At 65.7% G+C, this 19635-nt stretch carries 13 protein-coding genes and 1 pseudogene; 5 read left to right on the forward strand and 9 right to left on the reverse strand.

What is annotated here, in order from left to right; all coding sequences use genetic code 11:
• Positions 1 to 138: 138 nt before the first annotated feature.
• Positions 139 to 3024 (reverse strand): annotated as a pseudogene (locus F7R11_RS16400) (ribonucleoside-diphosphate reductase subunit alpha); the annotation flags it as partial.
• Positions 3025 to 3770: 746 nt separating this feature from the next.
• On the opposite strand from F7R11_RS16400, the gene F7R11_RS16405 reads away from it, so the two are divergent.
• From F7R11_RS16405 to F7R11_RS16415, 3 genes are read left to right on the forward strand one after another with little or no spacing between them, the layout of a single operon-like run.
• On the forward strand, positions 3771 to 5795 hold the full coding sequence (locus F7R11_RS16405) for an alkaline phosphatase family protein (protein ID WP_064805209.1): 2025 nt from the start codon (positions 3771 to 3773) through the stop codon (positions 5793 to 5795).
• 41 nt (positions 5796 to 5836) lie between these two features.
• Positions 5837 to 6034 carry a hypothetical protein gene (locus tag F7R11_RS16410; protein ID WP_064805211.1) on the forward strand — a complete coding sequence of 66 codons (198 nt, stop codon included), beginning with the start codon at positions 5837 to 5839 and terminating at the stop codon, positions 6032 to 6034.
• Between the two features lie 39 nt (positions 6035 to 6073).
• The gene (locus tag F7R11_RS16415) at positions 6074 to 8224 is read left to right on the forward strand and encodes a phosphocholine-specific phospholipase C (RefSeq protein ID WP_064805213.1); all 2151 of its coding nucleotides are present in this window, start codon (positions 6074 to 6076) and stop codon (positions 8222 to 8224) included.
• Between the two features lie 79 nt (positions 8225 to 8303).
• Here the strand turns inward: F7R11_RS16415 and ampD are convergent, their stop codons facing one another.
• The 5 genes from ampD to F7R11_RS16440 are packed head-to-tail and all read right to left on the reverse strand — an operon-like array spanning position 8304 to position 13855.
• Entirely contained in the window at positions 8304 to 8906 is a 603-nt protein-coding gene (ampD, locus tag F7R11_RS16420; protein WP_064806437.1) for a 1,6-anhydro-N-acetylmuramyl-L-alanine amidase AmpD, read from the reverse strand.
• Entirely contained in the window at positions 8899 to 10512 is a 1614-nt protein-coding gene (locus tag F7R11_RS16425) for a sigma-54-dependent transcriptional regulator (RefSeq protein ID WP_064805215.1), read from the reverse strand. Before F7R11_RS16425 ends, ampD begins: the two co-directional genes overlap by 8 nt.
• A gap of 26 nt (positions 10513 to 10538) precedes the next feature.
• On the reverse strand, positions 10539 to 12593 hold the full coding sequence (locus F7R11_RS16430; RefSeq protein WP_064806435.1) for an ATP-binding protein: 2055 nt from the start codon (positions 12591 to 12593) through the stop codon (positions 10539 to 10541).
• 29 nt (positions 12594 to 12622) lie between these two features.
• Positions 12623 to 12886: a PP0621 family protein gene (locus tag F7R11_RS16435; protein ID WP_064805217.1), complete on the reverse strand. Its 264-nt coding sequence runs from the start codon at positions 12884 to 12886 to the stop codon at positions 12623 to 12625.
• Between the two features lie 48 nt (positions 12887 to 12934).
• Positions 12935 to 13855 carry a cytochrome C assembly family protein gene (locus tag F7R11_RS16440; RefSeq protein WP_064805219.1) on the reverse strand — a complete coding sequence of 307 codons (921 nt, stop codon included), beginning with the start codon at positions 13853 to 13855 and terminating at the stop codon, positions 12935 to 12937.
• A gap of 173 nt (positions 13856 to 14028) precedes the next feature.
• On the opposite strand from F7R11_RS16440, the gene ffh reads away from it, so the two are divergent.
• Complete coding sequence (gene ffh / locus F7R11_RS16445) at positions 14029 to 15441, forward strand: signal recognition particle protein (protein ID WP_064805221.1); 1413 nt, start codon at positions 14029 to 14031, stop codon at positions 15439 to 15441.
• 54 nt (positions 15442 to 15495) lie between these two features.
• Positions 15496 to 16047, forward strand: coding sequence for a hypoxanthine-guanine phosphoribosyltransferase (locus F7R11_RS16450; protein WP_021196074.1), 552 nt, complete (start codon positions 15496 to 15498; stop codon positions 16045 to 16047).
• A 75-nt stretch (positions 16048 to 16122) separates the two neighbouring features.
• Here F7R11_RS16450 and F7R11_RS16455 read toward each other — a convergent pair whose 3' ends face one another.
• The 3 genes from F7R11_RS16455 to F7R11_RS16465 all read right to left on the reverse strand — a co-directional run bounded on the left by F7R11_RS16455 (position 16123) and on the right by F7R11_RS16465 (position 19572).
• Positions 16123 to 17007 (reverse strand): 2OG-Fe(II) oxygenase, encoded by an 885-nt coding sequence (locus tag F7R11_RS16455; protein ID WP_064805223.1) that lies wholly within the window; start codon positions 17005 to 17007, stop codon positions 16123 to 16125.
• A 70-nt stretch (positions 17008 to 17077) separates the two neighbouring features.
• Positions 17078 to 17833 (reverse strand): lytic transglycosylase domain-containing protein, encoded by a 756-nt coding sequence (locus F7R11_RS16460; RefSeq protein ID WP_064806439.1) that lies wholly within the window; start codon positions 17831 to 17833, stop codon positions 17078 to 17080.
• A gap of 14 nt (positions 17834 to 17847) precedes the next feature.
• Complete coding sequence (locus F7R11_RS16465; RefSeq protein ID WP_064805224.1) at positions 17848 to 19572, reverse strand: proline--tRNA ligase; 1725 nt, start codon at positions 19570 to 19572, stop codon at positions 17848 to 17850.
• Positions 19573 to 19635 lie beyond the last annotated feature (63 nt).

A 19635-nucleotide genomic window follows, 5' to 3' on the forward strand; every position in this document is an offset into this window, starting at 1 on the left:
TCCAGAATTCTTTGCTCGTCGCTCCCGCTGTCGGAAAACACGAGAGCGCGAGGTTGGTGTTGCTTAGTGTCGCTCAAACCACGTTGCCCCCGCTTGTGCGGGAGCAACCTCAGACACTGTTTAGACTGACTTTTAGACTTACTGGCAGGCTTCGCATTCCTCGAAACCGGGGTCGCCGGGGCGCATCGTGCACACGGCGCCTTCGGCTTCCGGCATGGCCTGGGCGGTGGCCGCAGCGGCATCCAGCGCGCTGGTCGGGGCAGCCGAAGCGCCACCCGATGCACCCGCAGCCGACACACCACCCACATCGCTACCCGACGACACGGCATTCAGCGTGCCGCGCGACACGGTCGACTTCTCGACGTGCGTGGCGCCGATCGTGCGCAGGTAGTACGTGGTCTTCAGGCCACGCAGCCACGCCAGCTTGTAGGTGTCGTCCAGCTTCTTGCCCGATGCGCCGGCCATGTAGATGTTCAGCGACTGCGCCTGGTCGATCCACTTCTGGCGACGCGATGCAGCCTCAACCAGCCAGGTCGGCTCGACTTCGAAGGCCGTTGCGTACAGGTCGCGCAGGTCTTGCGGGATGCGGTCGATGCGGGCCAGCGAGCCGTCGAAGTACTTCAGGTCGGCGACCATCACTTCGTCCCACAGGCCGCGTGCCTTCAGGTCGCGCACCAGGTAGTCGTTGACCACCGTGAACTCGCCCGACAGGTTCGACTTGACGTACAGGTTCTGGTACGTCGGCTCAATGCAAGCGGACACGCCGATGATGTTGGAGATCGTTGCCGTCGGGGCGATCGCCACGCAGTTCGAGTTGCGCATGCCGTGTTGCTTGATGCGGCCGCGCAGGCTGTCCCAGTCCATCGTCGACGACATATCCGTTTCCAGATAGCCGCCACGCTCTTCGGCCAGCAGCTTGAGCGAGTCTTGCGGCAGGATGCCACGATCCCACAGCGAGCCCTTGTAGCTGCTGTAGCGGCCACGCTCTTCGGCCAGTTCGGTCGACGCCCAGTAGGCGTAGTAGCAGACCGCTTCCATCGAGGTGTCGGCAAACTGCACCGCAGCGTCGCTGGCGTACGGCACACGCAGCACGTGCAGCGCGTCCTGGAAGCCCATGATGCCCATGCCGACCGGACGGTGGCGCAGGTTGGAATCACGTGCCTTCTTGACCGCGTAGTAGTTGATGTCGATCACGTTGTCGAGCATGCGCATGGCGGTGCGCACGGTCTTCTTCAGCTTCTCGTGATCCAGCACGACGCTGCCGTCGGCCTGCTTGACCAGGTGAGCCACCAGGTTGACCGAACCCAGGTTGCACACGGCGATTTCGCTGTCGTTGGTGTTCAGCGTGATTTCCGTGCACAGGTTGGAGCTGTGCACCACGCCCACGTGCTGCTGCGGGCTGCGGATGTTGCACGGATCCTTGAACGTGATCCACGGGTGGCCGGTTTCGAACAGCATGCCCAGCATCTTGCGCCACAGTTGCAGCGCCGGCATCTTCTTGAAGAGCTTGATCTCGCCACGCGCGACCTTGTCTTCGTAGCCCAGGTAGGCTTGCTCGAATGCCTTGCCGACCTTGTCGTGCAGGTCCGGGCAGGTGGACGGCGAGAACAGCGTCCACTCGCCACCTTCCATCACGCGCTTCATGAACAGGTCCGGAATCCAGTTGGCCGTGTTCATGTCGTGCGTGCGACGGCGGTCGTCGCCGGTGTTCTTGCGCAGCTCCAGGAATTCTTCGATATCCAGGTGCCACGTTTCCAGGTACGCGCAGACGGCGCCCTTGCGCTTGCCGCCCTGGTTCACGGCCACGGCCGTGTCGTTGACCACCTTCAGGAACGGCACCACGCCTTGCGACTTGCCGTTCGTGCCCTTGATGTGCGAGCCGAGTGCGCGCACGTTGGTCCAGTCGTTACCCAGGCCGCCGGCAAACTTGGAGAGCAGCGCGTTTTCCTTCAGCGCTTCGTAGATGCCGTCCAGGTCATCCGACACGGTGGTCAGGTAGCACGACGACAGCTGCGAGCGGCGCGTGCCCGAGTTGAACAGCGTCGGCGTGGACGACATGAAGTCGAACGACGACAGCAGCTGGTAGAACTCGATGGCGCGGGCTTCGCGGTCGATTTCGTTCAGCGCCAGACCCATCGCCACGCGCATGAAGAATGCCTGCGGCATCTCGATGCGGGTTTCGTTGATGTGCAGGAAGTAGCGGTCGTACAGCGTCTGCAGGCCGAGGTAGTTGAACTGGAAGTCGCGCGAGGCGTCCAGCGCTGCACCCAGGCGGGCCAGGTCGAACTGGGCCAGCTTCTCGTCGAGCAGCTCGGCGTTGATGCCGCGCTTGATGAACTGCGGGAAGTAGTCGACGTAACGCGTGCTCATTTCCGCTTGCGTGACTTCTTCACCGAGGATCTCGCGGCGAATCGTGTGCATCAGGATGCGCGCGGTGACCTGGCTGTACGCCGGGTCCTTTTCGATCAGGGTACGCGCGGCCAGGATGGCCGAGTCGTACACCTGCGTCATCGGCACGCCTTCATACAGGTTCTTGACCGTTTCCTTGAGGATCGGCTCCGGGTCCACCGCGTCGCCCAGGCCTTCGCAGGCCGAGACGATCACGTTGCGCAGGGCAGCCATGTCCAGCGGGCGGGTGATGCCGCCGTCGGTCACGTTCAGGCCGATGAAGGCCGGTTGCTGCTGCGTTTCACCGGCTTGCGCGCGCTCCTGGGCGCGGCGCTCGCGGTACAGCACATAGGCGCGGGCCACGTCGTGTTCGCCCGAGCGCATCAGGGCCAGTTCCACCTGGTCCTGCACGTCTTCGATATGGAACGTGCCGCCGTTCGGGCGGCTGCGCAGCAGGGCGCGCACCACGTTCTGCGTCTGTTGGTCGACCAGCTCGCGCACACGCGCGGAAGCAGCGCCCTGCCCGCCATTCACGGCGAGGAAGGCCTTGGTCATCGCCACGGCGATCTTGGACGGCTCGAAGCTCACCACGGCGCCGTTGCGGCGGATGATCTTGTAGTCGGCAAGGTTGACGCCGAGAGCCGTACCGGAGGCCACGGCCGTGCCGCCGGCGCTTTGCGCAAATTGGGAAGGATTGGCGGTGCCGGAGTGGATTTCGGATTGGGCCGTTTGCATAAGGACTCCTGTTGAACCGTTCGATTGGCGGCTCGCCTGGGGTGATGAACCCTTGGCAAACCCTTGCGCCGCGCAGAGAAAAAGAGACGGAAAAGGCCCTTGCCTTTCCTCGGCCCCCAAGCGCCGGCTTGACCCGCCGTACGCTCGCCCCCGCGCGGGCGCCGAAATAAGAATCCCGGAAATTCACCACTACATCTAGTGTGTCACCCCGGGATTGGCGCTAAGTATAGTGGGCCAATCGAATTTGCCTAGTCTTGACAGATGGGGTTTCGGGGGCTTTTTTGCAATCAAAATGCAGTGCCACAAACCCGCGGCCCCAGTCTGCACAAAGGGTCGTCGGGGCTTGCGTGCGGCGTCGCAATGGACACGTTTCCAGAATAATTCTTTCTATCAGTCACGCAAGTTCGATAGACGTCACCTCATCTGCGGTAGGGGTATGTGAGGCGCGCACTGCACTGGTGCGCAGGTGCACCAGCGTCGGCTTCGGACGATTCTTAGTGCGCTCAAGAAATCTGAATAGCGGCATCAGCATTCTTGCCGCGCCTGTCACCTGAGCGACAGGCCCCGTCCCTACTCTTCGGTCGCATTGCGGGGGAGCGCAATCACTGCGGCCCGGGTGCCGCGCACACAGACCGAGGAAAACCCACATGGCATCGAACCAACCTGCCCGCCGCCTGCTTACGGCCGCGCTGGGCGCAACCGTGGCCGCCACGCTGGCGGCGTGCGGCGGGGGCAGCGACAGCGCCGCGCCCGTCGCCAACCCCGGCGGCACGAACGTGCCCTCCACCAGCGCCAGCAAGAAGGTGCTGGTGGTGGGCGTGGACGGCGCCACCTATGCACAGGTGCAGAGCGCGCTGCTGCAGCGCAGCCTGCCGAACCTGGGCGCGCTGTCCGTACTGCCCGCTTCGACCGGCGGCACGCTGGGCACCACCACCGCACAACCGCCACTGGATACGCCGAGCTGGGCCACCGTGCTGTCAGGCACCTGGCAGAACCGCCACGGCGTCACCGACGACACCGTCACCACCCTGGCCACCCCGACCGTCTTCAGCTACGCGCGCACCGCCGCCAAGGCCGCTGGCACCACGCAGCGCCTGGGCGCGGCCGTCAGTTCGGCCGTGCTGCCAGCGCTGCTCAAGGCTGATCAACAGGCCGGTAACCTCGATACGCTGGTCGACTGCGCCCAGGTGGACAGCTGCGTCACGCAAAACAGCGCGCGCCTCGTGCAGTCGGGCTATGACGTCGTCTTTGCGCAGTACACTGCGCCCGCCGCTGCCGCACTCGCCTCGGGCCTGCAAAGCGATGCGTACGCCGCCGCCCTGAGCAGCGTCGACCAGGCGCTCGGCACGCTGCAGGCCGCCATCGCCCAACGCCGCACCGCCAACCCGAACGAGGACTGGCTCGTGGTCGTCACGACCAGCCACGGGCTGGATGCCACCGGCGCCACCACCTCGGCGCCCACGCTGGAAAACCGCACCGCCTTCATCGCGCTCAACAAGACCGTCAATCCGGCGCTGGGCAAGAACGGCACGGCGGCCCCCACGACCGAAGCTGCGCTGGCCGCCCTGCCGAGCGAGGCCGACATCGTGCCGACCGTGTTGGCACAACTGAACGCTGCCGTGCCGACTACGGCACACAAGCTCGACGGCGCTGCGCTCACGGCCAGCACGGTGGGCGTGCGCAACCTCCAGAGCACGGTGGGCGCCTACAACGCCTCGCTCGTGTTGAGCTGGCAAAACCCGACCACCGCCAGCGGCCCGATCACCGTGCTGCGCGACGGCACGCAAGTCGCCACGCTGCCCGCCACGGCCACGCAGTACACCGACAGCAACATCGCCACAACCAACGGCCTGTACCGCATCAACTACACGCTGGTGCGCAATAACGTGCCGGTGTCGATGCTCGCGCAGATCAACTACGTGGCGCCGATACCGCTGGCGACGACGCTGACCAACAGCTTGGTGACGTACTACAGCTTCGACCCGCTGCCGCCGACGGATCGCAAGAACAGTTCGACGCTGGGCCCATGGGTGGCCGGCACCGACGGCGGCTCGGCCGTGACCGACCCGTTTGGCGGCAAGGCACTGTCGGTCGATTCGCGCATCGATGCCTACAAGCTCACGCAGACTGGCGCCGACATCGCGCAAAGCCCGCAATTCACCATCGGCTTCTGGTTCAAGTCGGACTGCACGCAGGGCAACGGCACGGGTGAGCCGATCCTCTCCAACAAGAACTATTACTCCGGCGCCAACCCGGGCATTGCCATCGCCCTGTGGGGCGGCTGCGAGGTGCGCTTCAACCTGGGTAGCGGCGGCAAGCGCGACGACATCCAGGGCATGAAGTTCAGCGCCAACCAGTGGGCGTACCTGGCCCTGTCGGTGGACACGCAGGCCAAGCTGTTCAGCGCCTACATCCTCGACCCGGTGCTGGGCGTGCAGAAGACCGAGGACCGCGCCATCGCCAACACCGACGTCACCAAACTCAACGGCCTGGCCACCAAGGTCTGGGGCGTGAACGACGACGCCACGCACAACTACGTGCCCAACAACCCGGGCGCGCTCAAGGGCGTGATGGCCTTTGACGACCTGGCGATGTGGACGCGCCGCCTGACGCTGGACGAACTCAAGTCGATCAACGGCTCGCACCAGCCGCTGTCGTCGCTCAATCCTTGATGCCCCTGATCCCCCCACCCTCACCCCGAACGAGACCGCTCATGAAGCCCTTCATCAACCCTCTCGCGCGGCCGCACTGGCTGGCCGCCATGCTGCTGTGCGCCGCCACCTTGTCGCTGTCGGCCTGCGGCGGCGATTCGAACGATGGCACGCCGAGCACCGGCACCCCCGGCACGGCCCAGCCGGATCAACCCGGCCAACCGCCGGCCAACAAGCCGAACCTGCACTGCGCTCCGTAAGCCGCGCTGCCTCTCCATCGACTTGCGTTTGAGACCGACATGACTTCCAACACCAACAACGGCAACCGCCGCAACTTCCTCAAGATGGCCGGCACGGGGGCGATTTCCGCCGCCGCGCTGGCCGCCTTCCCGCCGTCGATCCGCCGTGCGCTGGCAATTCCCGCCAACAACGCCACCGGCACGATGCGCGATATCGAACACGTGGTGATCCTGATGCAGGAGAACCGCTCGTTCGACAACTACTTCGGCACGCTGCAGGGCGTGCGCGGCTTTGGTGACCGCTTCCCGATCCCGCTGGCCGGCGGCCTGAACGTCTGGCAGCAGACCTACGTGCCAAGCAGTGGCCCGAGCCGCGTGGTACTGCCGTACTACCTGGACAGCAGCGCCGGCAACGCGCAGCGCGTCTCTGGCACACCGCACAGCTACCCCGATGCGCAAAACGCGTGGGACCTCGGCCGCATGAGCAAGTGGCCGACCTACAAGCAGACGCAGTCGATGGGCTACTACAAGCAGGCCGAGCTGGACTTCCAGTTTGCGCTGGCCAACGCCTTCACGCTGTGCGATGCGTACCACTGCGGCTTCCACGGCGGCACCAACACCAACCGCCTGTTCCACTGGACGGGTACGAACGACCCGACGGGCGCAGCGGGCGGCCCCGTCATCGACAACAGCGGCGACCACCTGGATGCCGGCGTCACCTACAACTGGACGACCTACCCCGAGCGCCTGCAAACCGCCGGCGTATCGTGGAAGGTCTACCAGAACATGCCGGACAACTTCACCGACAACCCGCTCGCCGGCTTCAAGGCGTATCGTGACGCCAACGCCGCGCGCGGCAACGCCAAGGATGGCAGCCCGTTCCCGGCCTACACCCCGGCCGATGAGACGATCAGCCCGCTCATCAAGGGCGTGGGCAACACCATGCCCGACGGCGGTTTCCTGCAAGCGCTCAAGGACGACATCGCCGCCGGCCAGCTGCCGCAGGTGTCGTGGATCGTTGCGCCGGCCACCTACTCCGAGCACCCCGGCCCGTCGAGCCCCGTACAGGGCGCGTGGTACACGCAGGAAGTGCTCAACGCGCTCACCGCCAACCCGGCCGTGTGGAGCAAGACCGTGCTCTTCATCAACTTTGACGAGAACGACGGCTTCTTCGACCACGTGCCACCGCCCGCCGCTCCGGCGTATGACAACGGCGTGCTGGCCGGCAAATCGACGGTGAGCACCGCCGGCGAATACCACACCGACAAGAACCCGTACGGCCCGGGCCCGCGCGTGCCGATGTACATTGTCTCGCCGTGGAGCCGTGGCGGCTGGGTCAACTCACAGGCGTTCGACCACACTTCGGTGCTGCGCTTCCTGGAGCTGCGCTTCAACGTCAAGGAGCCGAACATCAGCGCGTACCGCCGCGCCGTGCTGGGCGACCTGACCAGCGCCTTCAACTTCGTCAACCCGAACAACGAAACGTTGCCGACGCTGCCCAGCCGCGACAAGGCCACCGCAGACAGCATCCGCGCAGCGCAGCAGGCCAAGGCCCAGGTGCCGGTGCCCTCGGTGGCCGCGCAGCAGTTGCCCGTGCAGGCCACCGGCACGCGCCCCTCGCGCGCCCTGCCATACGAGCTGCACGTCAGCGCCCGTGAAGACGCCACCAATCGCGCCCTGCGCCTGATCTTCAGCAACACCGGCACGGCCGCCGCCGTCTTCCACGTGTACGACCGCCTGCACCTGGACCGCGTGCCGCGCCGCTACGCCGTCGAACCCGGCAAGATGCTCGACGACGCATGGGATGTCTACACCGCGGACAAGGGCAAGTACGACCTGTGGGTGCTCGGCCCCAACGGCTTCCACCGCGCGTTCTCGGGCGATGTGAGCGCCGTCTCGGCAGCAGGTTCAAGCGCACCGGAAATCCGCGTGTGCTACGACCTGGCCAACGCCGAGGTCTACGTGACGATGATGAACACCGGCACTACCGGCTGCACCTTCACCGTCAAGCCCAACGCGTACCGCACCGACGGCCCGTGGACGTACGACATCCCGGCCGGCAAGCAGCTCGACCAGCACTGGCCGATCGCGCGCCAGGGCAACTGGTACGACTTTACGGTGACGGTGCCCCAGGGCGGCTTCACGCGGCGCTTTGCCGGCCGCATGGAAACCGGCAAGGACAGCGTGTCCGACCCGGCCATGGGCACCTAAGACAGTGAATTAAAAACTAGAAAAATCTGCAGGGAGGAGAACGCGGGCGGCCTTCGCAAGGGGGCCGCCCGTTTCTATTTCAGAGCGCGTGTTGATACGGAAACAGCGCTGCGTTGAAGCCGCCGAGCGCACGCAGATGTGCCCAGTCGAAGCACGGCCCCGGATCCGTCTTGCGGCCCGGCGCAATGTCCGAGTGCCCGGCAATCGCCGCAATCGGATACGCCGCGCAGATCGCCCGCACCAGCGACGCCGTGGTGGCGTACTGCTCGGGCGTAAAGGGCAGATCATCCGTGCCCTCGATCTCGATGCCGACGGAGAAATCGTTGCAGCGCGTACGGCCGAAAAAGTCCGACGCGCCGGCATGCCATGCGCGCGCACCACACGGCGCGAACTGCACACACTCACCCGTGCGGCGCACGAAGAAATGCGCCGACACGCGAACGCCGCGCAACTGGTCGAAGTACGGGTGCGCGTCGCAGTCGAGCGTGTTGGTGAAGAAGTCGAGCACGTCGTCCGTGCCGAAGTCGGTCGCGGACTGCGCAGGCGGCAGGCTGATGTTGTGCAGCACGATCAGGTCGATCGGCATGCCCTCGGGCCGCCCGTCGATATTGGGTGACGGGTGACGGCGCGTGCCACTCACCCAGCCATCGACGTCGACGTGCATGACATGCGATTCAGACATCGCCATTCAGGCCGCTGCCAACGGCTTCAATATCGCGCGGGTCACGGATGCCGAGCTGCTGCATGCGATAGCGCAACTGGCGGAATGACAGGCCGAGCAACTTGGCAGCCGCCGTGCGGTTGAAGCCGGTCTGATCCAACGCGGCCAGGATCACGCTGCGCTCGACCGACTCCAGATACGCCGGCAAGTCGATCGGCAGGGCGATGTTCGGCAGCGACGGTTCCGTTGCTGCGGAAGCAGGCACGGGCTCGGCGGGCTGTGCCATCGGCTGCGGCATGCCAATCGGGCTCGGCACGGGCGCCGGCATATAGACGGCATCGGGCCAGCCCGTCACGGGCGGCGGCGCCATCGTGTGGCCACCCTGCAGACCTTGCGCGGCGGCCTGTGCCTCACGCGTACGGTGGAACAGCGGCGAGCGCTCGATCTCGGCACCGAGTGCGCCCAGATCATCCACGTCGATCGATTCGCCTTCGGCAAACGCATACGCGCGCTCGAGCAGGTTCTCCAGCTCGCGCACGTTGCCCGGAAACGGATACGCACACAACTGCTGCAGCGCCGGACGCGTCAGGCGCTTGGGGCGCGGATCGCCGTAGCGGTTGGCAAGCTGCTCCAGCAACACGCCGGCCAGCACGGGCACGTCTTCACCGCGCTCGCGCAGCGTGGGCATGCGCAGCTCCAGCACGTTCAGGCGGTAGAACAAGTCTTCGCGGAAACGGCCGGCGGCAACCAGGCGCGCCAGGTTCTGGTGGCTCGCACACACCACGCGCACATCGACCGGGTCTTCACGACTCTCGCCGATCTTGCGCACACGGCGCTCCTGCAGCGCGCGCAGCAGTTTCACCTGCATGGTCAACGGCAGGTCAGCCACTTCATCCAGCATGAGGGTGCCGCCGTTGGCGGCCTGGAAGAAGCCCTGGCGGTCACTGTCTGCCCCGGTGAAGGCGCCTTTCACGTAGCCGAAGAATTCGGCTTCCATCAGGTTCTCGGGGATCGCCCCGCAGTTCACGGCCACGAACGGCCGCGACGCACGCGCCGACAGCGCATGGATGGCGCGTGCCGCACGCTCCTTGCCGCTGCCCGACTCCCCGCTGATGACCACCGGCGCCATGCTGCGCGCCAGCCGCATCAGCGAGCGACGCACCTCCTGCATGGCGGCAGAGTGCCCAGGCAGCAAGTCGTTGGTGCGCTCGGCCAAATCGGAGTTGCCCGGGTCCGGATCCCGTTGCTGGCGACCCAGCGCGTTGAGCACGAGGCTGCGCAACTGATCGAGCGAGAGCGGCTTGGCAATGTAGTCGAAGGCGCCAGCCTTGAGCGCTTCCACGGCGTTCTCGGCGCTGCCATACGCTGTGATGACGGCCACCGGCGTGCGGTCTGCCGTGGCCGAGAGCTGGCGCACGAGTTCGATGCCCAGGCCATCACCCAGGCGCATGTCGGTCAGCACCAGTGCAAAACGCTGGCGGGACAAGGCCTCGCGCGCTTCGGCCAATCCGCTGGCGAGCACCACGTCGTGCCCCATGCGGCGCAAGGAGATTTCCAACAGCTCGCGCAGGTCGGCTTCGTCATCAACGACGAGAATGGGTTCGCGAACGATGGCGACTTTGGACATGGATCAGCAGAGAAGCAGCCGGCGGTTCATTCCGCAACGGCCAAAGCGGGTTGATCAAACATCAGGGTGATGACGAAGGCGCGGCGCGGCAATGTGTCGCGCGCCTCCATGGTCAACGCTCCGGTGCGATCGAGCAAGGATTCCAGCGCGATGGCGCCGTACCGGATCTGTGCATCGTTGGCGCTGCACAACTCGCGCGCCATGTAGAGGCCCAGGCCTGTGCCTTGCGCGTCATTCGTGAAGAACGGCTCGAACAGGCTGCGCTGCTGCTCGGTGGGCACTTCGGGGCCGTCATTCCAGATCACGAGTTCAGCGTGCGTCTCATCCAGCGCATAGGCTGCCAGCAGGATCGAGCCCGGCACGCGGCGGCAATAGCGCAGCGCGTTGTCGAGCATGTTGCCGACCACCTGCTGCAGCTGCGCCGGGTCAAACATCACAGGCTTGTCCAGATCCACCGCCAAGCGCAGGAGATTGGGGTTGATCTCGGTCGCCTCACCTGCGCGACGCAAGGCTTCCGCACGCCAGCGCTCCACCACTTCAGGCAGCACTTGCGCGAGTTGCACACGCACACGCTCGCCGCGCGGCCGGCGCGACAGCATCAGCACGTCGGCGACCACCTGATCGAGCCGGCGCACGTTGTCACGGATGATGCGCAGCAGGCGCGTTTCCACGCCGGAGCCTGGGTGGGTACCTACCGAGCGCGCATGCTCACCCTCGCCCGGATCGTCCAGCAGTTCAGCGGCCTGACTGATCGCCGCCAGCGGATTGCGGATCTGGTGCGCGACACTCGCCACCAGCCGACCCATCGAGGCGAGCTTTTCCTGCTGCGCCTGCTCAGCCACGCGCTCCCAGCTTTCCACGTGGACCAGCACGGTGTCGTGCAGCTCGTGCCGCAGGAAAGCCTCGTCGTCGGCCGACCAACCTTGCGCTGCCGCGCCGGCCGACTGGTTGCGCAGGCGCAGCATCTCGCCAACCTCCCCCGGCAAGCCCAGGCCGATGGAGCTGACGAGGCTATCCATATAGACACTGCGCAGGTTGGCCAGGCTCGGCAGGATAAAGCGCAGGCGCAAGCGGGCATGCAGCGTGCGCCGACCGCCAGGAGCAACCGGCAGCAGATCAAGGATGCGCGGCGCATCATCATCGCCCGTGGCATCGCCGGCGCCAGAATGGCGGCTCTTGCGGCGCAGCCATTGGCGCAATGTCTCAAGCAGCGGACGCAGGTGCGGCACGTCCTTCAGGTCGAACAGCATCGCGCCGCTGTTCACGAAGGCGTTCTGCGGCACGCCCAGCAGCATGGCCGCCGCCGGGTTGGCTGCCACCACACGACCATCGGCGCGTACCAGCATCACGCCGTCCTGCATGTCATAGACCATCAGGCGGTTGACCAACTGCTGCAGGCGCAGCTCGCGCTCGCGCGCCATGGTCAGGCGTTCCTGCGCAATCTGCCGGTGCGACAGGCCGTACATCATCGACGCGGCCATCATGTAGACGAGGCCGTACAGCCCCGCCGAAGCCAATCCAGGCGCGATCACCCCATCGCCCAGCATCTGCAGGAACGGATCGGCCAGCACCACCATCGACGCCACCGCCGCCGTGAACAGCGCGAACAACAGACTGGTGAGCGCGCCTGCAGCCAGCACCGGCATCAGGAACACCATCGCCACACTGGCCGACAGACGCGACAGCGTAGCGTACGCCAAGCCAAGGAACAGCAGATCAAGCACGACGTCCAACCGTACCCTGAACTGGAACCGCGAACGCCACCATCCGGCTGCAGCCAGAATCAACAGGGCCACGGCCAAATACGGCAGCACCAGGCTGAGCAGCGCTTCGCTGTTGGGCAACCCCGCCGTTTCATTGTGCTCGCGCGGCACCATGACAAACAGCAGCAGCACCAGCGCCACGGCCGCACGGCTGAAGGCGAAATAGCGCAGCAGGCGCCACTGGAATTCAGGGGGATCGGGCTCCAGCCAGACCGAGCGCAATGCTCGCCACGCATTCAGGCGTGAGAGCAACGCACGGAAGCCAGACCGAGGGGAAACGTTGGGCGCCGCGTCCGCATTGACGGGCTTGGACGGCATCTCAGGCTGCGAGCGGGACACCTCAGGCATCACACGCCGCCCCGGTCGGCGTGTTCCGGGCAGCGATAGCGGCCGCCTGACAGCGCCACCATGCTGTTACGCGGGGCATGCACACCGCACACGGCGCACTGCTCGATCGGCTGGGAAGCCTCGCGTTCAGGCGCACGCTTCGTGCTCCCCTGCGCCGGCCCCTGCCCAGACGAGCGCGACGAACGCGACGGGCGCTCCCCCAGGCGGCTCAGCCACCACAAACCGGCGAGCAGCATCAGGATCAACAGGACAGGACGGGCCATGAAAGAGAGGGCGACTGCAAAAGAGAAGCTGGAGGAGCCAAGAACGCGCTACACGCGGTGCAGGATGACTTCGAGCACGAAGCGGCTGCCCACGTAGGCCAGCAACAGGATCGAGAATGCCGCCATCACCCAGCGCAGCGCCACGCGCCCGCGCCAGCCACGGAAACGACGGCCAACCAGGATGCCGCCGAACATCAGCCACGACAGCACGGCGAACACGTTCTTGTGATCGAACTGAAAGGCGCGGTGGAACAGTTGCTCGGAGAACAGCGCGCCGGAAACGATGGTCAGCGTGAGCAGCACAAAGCCCGCGCCGATCAGGCGGAACAGCAGCTTTTCCAGCGTCAGCAGCGGCGGCAGCAGATCCAGCCAGCGGCTGAACCAGCTCGCCTCTGCAGGGCGGTTGATGGTGTGCAGGCGGCGCTCGGCGGCCAGCATCAGGATCGCGTGGAACGCCGCCAGCGTGAACAGCCCGTAGGCGACATTGGCGATGGCAAAGTGCAGCTTGAACAGCGGGCTGGCCGCATAGCCGAGGATCTGCGTGCCGGGAAAGGCCAGCGGCAGCAGACTGCCGACCAGCGCCACGGGAATCACCAGCACGCCCAGACCCGCCAGCGAGAAGAACAGGCTCTCGATCCAGAAGATGCCCACGCCCAGCCACAGCATGGCCGACAGCGCATAGGCAAAACCGAACACCATTGCACTGGCTGGGAAGATGGTCTCGTGCAGCAGGAGGCCATGCGCGGTTAGCGCCGCCAGCAAGGCCCAGCGCCACCAGGTGGGGGCAGCGTCTGCGGTGGGAGGCGGAGGCACAAGCACCGCGGCGCTCGGTGATTGTCCGCCAGCCGCCATGGCGCCAGCAGCGGCGCGGGCGCCAAGCCCGCCCCGCCGTTCGCCATGCCGTGCCCACGCTACCGAAGCGAGGGCGCCGTAGAGAAGCGCCGTCAGCGCATACAGTACAATTGCCATTTGCACAGTTTACCGCAGCGCACCCCGGTTTTGGCTGGGGCCCGCCCCCGCCGAAAGCCTCGTCGGGCAGCCACGCGAGATAGACGCATTACGCACATTCCGAGCCGGTGCAAGCCAAGCGCGCGCCGGTCTCATCCTCACCCTGTCCCCAATTCCGGATCCCTCACACTGTCATGCTGGATAACCTGACCCAACGGCTCGCGCGCGTGGTCAAGACCATGCGCGGCGAAGCGCGCCTGACCGAAGCCAATACCGCCGAGATGCTGCGCGAAGTCCGCCTGGCACTGCTCGAGGCCGACGTGGCGCTGCCGGTCGTGCGCGAGTTCATTGCCCGCGTCAAGGAAAAGGCGCTCGGCGAAGACGTCATCACCAGCCTCTCGCCGGGCCAGGCGCTGGTCGGCATCGTGCAGCGCGAGCTGACGGCCATCATTGGCGGCCAGGAAGCACTCGACGGCGCCGGCACCACCATCATGGGTGGGCGCGCCGCCGAGCTGAACCTCAACGTCACGCCGCCCGCGATCATCCTGATGGCCGGTCTGCAGGGTGCGGGTAAGACCACCACCGTCGGCAAGCTGGCCAAGTGGCTCAAAGAGAACAAGAAGAAGAAAGTGCTGACGGTGTCGTGCGACGTGTATCGCCCCGCCGCCATCGCGCAGTTGAAGACCGTGTCCGAACAGGTCGGCGCCGATTTCTTCCCCTCGCAGCCCGACCAGAAGCCGGTGGACATTGCCGCTGCCGCACTGGACTGGGCCAAGAAGCACTACCACGACGTGCTGATCGTCGATACGGCCGGCCGCCTCGGCATCGACGAAGCGATGATGCAAGAGATCGCCGCGCTCCACGCCAAGCTCAAGCCGGCCGAAACGCTGTTCGTGGTCGACGCGATGCTCGGCCAGGACGCGGTCAACACCGCCAAGGCTTTCAACGACACCCTGCCGCTGACCGGCGTAGTGCTGACCAAGCTCGACGGTGATGCGCGCGGTGGCGCGGCGCTGTCGGTGCGTCACATCACGGGCAAGCCGATCAAGTTCGTGGGTGTGGCCGAAAAGCTCGACGGGCTGGAGCCGTTCTATCCCGACCGCATGGCCCAGCGCATCCTGGGCATGGGCGACATCCTCGCGCTGGTGGAAGAAGCCCAGCGCGGTGTCGACATGGAAGAGGCGCAGAAGCTTGCCGCCAAGATCAAGAAGACCGGCGGCTTCGACCTCGAAGACTTCAAGGCCCAGATCGGCCAGATGAAGAAGATGGGCGGCCTGGGCAGCCTGATGGACAAGCTGCCCGCGCAGTTTGCACAGCAGGCCCAGGGCGCCAACATGGACCAGGCCGAAAAGCAGGTCCGCCGCATGGAAGGCATCATCAACGCCATGACGCCGGCCGAGCGCGCCAAGCCCGAACTCATCAAGGCCAGCCGTAAGCGCCGCATTGCAGCCGGTGCCGGCGTACAAGTGCAGGAAGTCAACCGCCTGCTCAACCAGTTCGACCAGATGCAAGGCATGATGAAGAAGCTCAAGGGCGGCGGCATGATGAAGATGATGCGCGCCATGGGCGGCATGAAAGGTGGCATGAAAGGGCTACTCGGCCGGTAAGCCGACCACCCTGCCCCGATCCGATCGACTTAATTTGTTTCACTGACTGACACGATGCTGAGCGCAGAACAGGCCCGCGAACTCTGGGCCAACTCCGAAGAAATCGTCAGCGAAGACGCCGTGCGCGGCTCGCTGGACCGCATGGCCACCGAGATCACCGAGAAGATCGGCGATACCTTCCCGATGGTGTTGTCCGTGATGGGCGGTGCGGCCGTCTTCACCGGGATGCTGTTGCCCAAGCTGGCGTTCCCGCTGGAGTTCGACTACATCCACCTGTCGCGCTACAACAACCAGACCGTCGGCAGCAAAGAGATGCAGTGGCGCGTGGCGCCGCGCGAGTCGGTCAAGGGCCGCACGGTGCTGGTGCTCGACGACATCCTCGACGAAGGCGAAACGATGGCCGCCATCCGCTCGCGCATCATCGACATGGGTGCCTCGGAGTTCTACTCCGCGGTGCTGTGCGAGAAGACGCTCGCGAAGGACAAGCCGCTGTATCCGGATTTCTGTGGCTTCAACGTGCCGGATCGCTACGTGTTCGGCTGCGGCATGGACGCCAAGGGCTACTGGCGCAACCTGCCGACCATCCGCGCGCTGAAGAACACCTGACGCGGCGCAGGAACCAACAACAAGAAGGGCGACTCGACGGTCGCCCTTTTTTGTTCCCCTGGGAATTCACCCCACTCACGCGCCGCGACGATAAGGCCGCTCGCGAAGCCACTTGGTGGCGATCCACTTCTCACCGCGCTCGACCGGCAGGCCGGCGTGCAGCGTGTCCTCGTCCAACGTGCCATCGGGGCGCTTGTAGACGAAGAAGACCGCATTGCCCTTGACCGGCGCCACCTCCAGGCCCAGCTTCGGAAAGCCCGTCGCACCGCCCGCCTGCACGCTGTTCAGGTAGATGACGAGCGTTGCCACGCGCTGGCCGCCCACTTCGAGCTGACGCGCCTCGCCGCTGCGGCCTGGGTTGAAGAAATCGAAGTGCGGCTGGTATTCGCCGCCGGGCTGGTAGTGCAGCACCTGAAAACCTTCGCCGTGCTCGACCGGCACGCCGGTGGCCTGGGCGATGCGCGCCTCGATCTTGGCGATGAGCGCATGCTCGCCCACCTGGAACATCGCGCCCTCGCTGGTGCGCGCAGAAATCAGGTTCTCCTCGCCCGTTTCCGGGTTCACCACGGGCGAACGCTTCAGGCGGTGCTGCCCCAGTGCGATGAGCTGATCGCACTCCTCATCCGACAGGAAGTGCTGGAACAGCACGATGCGCGGTGTCTCCAGCGCGAACAGGATGGGGATGTCGCCATCAGCGGTGCGCACGGCGTTGCTGTTCTCGACGGCCCCGTCGGCAGCTTGCGCAGATTGGGCAGCGGGCGCCGGTACGGGTGCCACGGCGGGCGCGGGCGGGCGTTTGGCAAGCGCCTCGTCCACCACGCGGCGCGCGAAAGCGCGGTCGTAGCCGGACTGCACCATCGAGGCGACCAGCGGATCAGCCTCGAAGCCTTCTGCCACGTGACGCTGCAGCCAGTCGTGCAGCGCGTCGGACATGGTTGCGTACGGTTGGGTGGTAGACATGCGGAGTGACGTGGATGCGGCGAACGAAAAAGATGGCCTTATTGTAGGCCGACCACCATGCAACAGCCGGTCAGGACCCGCCCGCCGAACCTGCTGCAATCCGCAACGGTGAGAACGGATTGCGCGCCGGCACATCCGGCAGCGCCTTGGCACGTGGCGGCGGCGCCTCGGTCGGCACAGGTGCCGATACGGTCAGCGCACTCGACTCCTGGTACTGCCAGCGCTTCCACGCCGCCAGCACCGCATTCGGATACTGCGGCTGGCCTCGACTGCCGTTGTAGCGGCCCAGTGCCAGATAAAGATTGCCGCCTTCGATATCGAGGTAATGACGCAGGATCGTGCAGCCGTAGCGCAGGTTGCTCTGCAGGTGGAAGAGCTTGCGGGCGTCATTGTCACCAATGCTGCGCGTCCAGAACGGCATCACCTGCATCAGGCCCATCGCGCCCGCGCTGCTCATGGCGTACTTGCGGAAACCGGACTCCACCTGGATCAGCCCCAGCACCAGCGCCGGGTCCAGCCCTGCACGCTTGGCCTCGTAGTACGCCGTCTCGATCAACTCAACGCGTACCGACGCCTGCGGGATCTTGCCCGACATGCGCACCGACATCTCGGCCAGCCAGCGCAGATAGCCGAGTTGCTCATCGTTGTTGGCGAACACCGGGCGCAGCGGACGGCTGTCGGCCACGGCGGCAGACAGCGCGCTGCGCACCGAATCCGCCAGGTATTCCTCTTTCTGGGCGCCCGCCCACGCCGCCTGCGTGCCCGCGAGCAACGCCCCTGCGCACAGCACAGCGGCGATCGAGCGGGCAGACAGGTAGCGGCGCATGCGGGTCAGCTCCATTACTGCGCGAGACGCGCCTTCAGCGTGGCCAGCACATCGGCCGGTGCCACGGCGGTGGCAGCTTCGTCGCGGCGGCCCTGGAATTCCAGCTTGCCTTCCTTCAGGCCGCGGTCGCCCACCACCACGCGGAACGGCACGCCGATCAGTTCCCAGTCGGCGAACATCGCGCCTGGGCGCTCGCCGCGGTCATCCAGCATCACGTCGATACCGGCAGCGACCAGCTCGGCGTGCAGGCGATCGGCTTCTTCGCGCACGGCGTCGGAGCGGTCATAGCCCACCGGGCAGATCACCACCTGGAACGGCGCGATCGACGCCGGCCAGATGATCCCGCGTGCATCGTAGTTCTGCTCGATGGCCGCACCCAGAATCCGCGTGATGCCGATGCCGTAGCAACCCATCACCATCGGCTGGGTCTTGCCGTTTTCGTCGAGGAACGTGGCGTTCATCGCTTCAGAGTAGCGCGTGCCCAGCATGAAGACGTGGCCGACTTCGATGCCGCGGCAGATCGCCAGCGTACCCTTGCCGTCCGGCGAGGCGTCGCCTTCCACCACGTTGCGCAGGTCATGGACTTCAGGCTCGGGCAAGTCACGGCCCCAGTTGGCGCCGGTGAAGTGGTAGTCCTCTTCGTTGGCGCCGATGACGAAATCGCTCATGGCCGCCGCCGTGCGGTCAGCCACGACCTTGACCGGCAGCTTCATGCCGATCGGGCCCAGGTAGCCGGGGCGCGTGCCGAACGCACGCAGGATTTCGCCTTCGGTGGCGAAGCGGAAATCAGCCAGCCCAGGCACCTTCGATGCCTTGACCTCGTTGAGTTCATGATCGCCACGCAGCAGCAGCAACCAGATCTGGGGCTCGCCGCCCTCGACTTCCGTCGCCAGCACGATGGACTTGATCGTGCGCTGCAGCGGAATGCCCAGTTGCTCAGCCACGGCCTCGCACTTGGCACGGCCCGGCGTGTGCGTCTTGGTGAGCGCCTCGGCTGCCGCACCACGCGGCGCAGCCGGTGCCAGGGCTTCAGCGGCCTCGATGTTGGCGGCGTAATCCGAATTCGGGCAGTAGACGATGGCGTCTTCGCCCGTATCGGCAATCACGTGGAATTCATGCGAGCCCGACCCGCCGATGGCACCGTTGTCGGCCGCCACCGCGCGGAACTGCAGGCCGAAGCGCTGGAAGATGCGCGTGTAGGCGTCGTACATCTTCTGGTACGAGACCTTCAGGGCTTCCGCATCGCGGTCGAAGGAGTACGCGTCCTTCATGGTGAATTCGCGGCCGCGCATGATGCCGAAGCGCGGACGGCGCTCGTCGCGGAACTTGGTCTGGATCTGGTAGAAGTTGATCGGCAGCTGCTTGTACGAGCGGATTTCGGTGCGGGCGATGTCGGTCACCACCTCTTCCGAGGTCGGCTGCACGACGAAGTCGCGCGCGTGGCGATCCTTGAAGCGCAGCAGTTCGTCACCCATCTTGTCCCAGCGACCGGTCTCCTGCCACAGCTCACCCGGCTGGACCACTGGCATCAGCACTTCCACCGCGCCGGCGGCGTTCATTTCCTCGCGGACGATCTGCTCGACCTTGCGGATCACGCGCAGACCCACGGGCATGTACGTATAGAGGCCCGCGCCGAGCTTCTTGATCATGCCGGCACGCATCATCAACTTGTGCGACACGATCTCCGCGTCGGCGGGCGCTTCCTTGAGCGTGGAAATGAAGAACTGGGACGCTTTCATGCGACTGACAATAAGGGATGGCGCGGCCATGCAAAGCCGCGAGGACAAGGGCAAAAGCCACCG

The sequence above is a fragment of the Ralstonia insidiosa genome, from assembly GCF_008801405.1.
GTDB classification, from domain to species: domain Bacteria; phylum Pseudomonadota; class Gammaproteobacteria; order Burkholderiales; family Burkholderiaceae; genus Ralstonia; species Ralstonia insidiosa.